Origin of the sequence: Gordonia jinhuaensis, assembly GCF_014639795.1 — a bacterium.
In the GTDB taxonomy this organism is placed as follows: domain Bacteria; phylum Actinomycetota; class Actinomycetes; order Mycobacteriales; family Mycobacteriaceae; genus Gordonia_B; species Gordonia_B jinhuaensis.
In genome coordinates this window covers 1-531 of record NZ_BMGC01000117.1, presented here as the reverse complement: position 1 = coordinate 531, position 531 = coordinate 1, and the positions used below count along the sequence as shown (strand labels likewise).

Below are 531 nucleotides of genomic sequence, written 5' to 3'. Positions count from 1 at the left end.
GCCGTCATCCCTCACGCGGCGTCGCTGCATCAGGCTTGCGCCCATTGTGCAATATTCCCCACTGCTGCCTCCCGTAGGAGTCTGGGCCGTGTCTCAGTCCCAGTGTGGCCGATCACCCTCTCAGGCCGGCTACCCGTCGTCGCCTTGGTAGGCCATTACCCCACCAACAAGCTGATAGGCCGCGGGCTCATCCCCAACCGAAAAACTTTCCACCAACCCCCATGCAGGAGAAGGTCATATCCGGTATTAGACCCAGTTTCCCAGGCTTATCCCAAAGTTGGGGGCAGATCACCCACGTGTTACTCACCCGTTCGCCACTCGAGTACCCAGCAAGCTGGGCCTTTCCGTTCGACTTGCATGTGTTAAGCACGCCGCCAGCGTTCGTCCTGAGCCAGGATCAAACTCTCCAAAAAAACTCACTGAAAACCACCACCAACCCCACACAGATCGAAACCCACAAGAGCCGGCAGCCATTTCAACACAAACTGGAGAATCAAAACCCCAACCAAAAAAACAAAAAACTGACATAAA

The 531-nt window shown here is 55.4% G+C and carries 1 rRNA gene; it reads right to left on the bottom strand.

Annotation, left to right across the window (positions count from 1 at the left end):
* Positions 1-413 (bottom strand): 16S ribosomal RNA (locus tag IEW22_RS19885); the annotation flags it as partial.
* Positions 414-531: the final 118 nt, after the last annotated feature.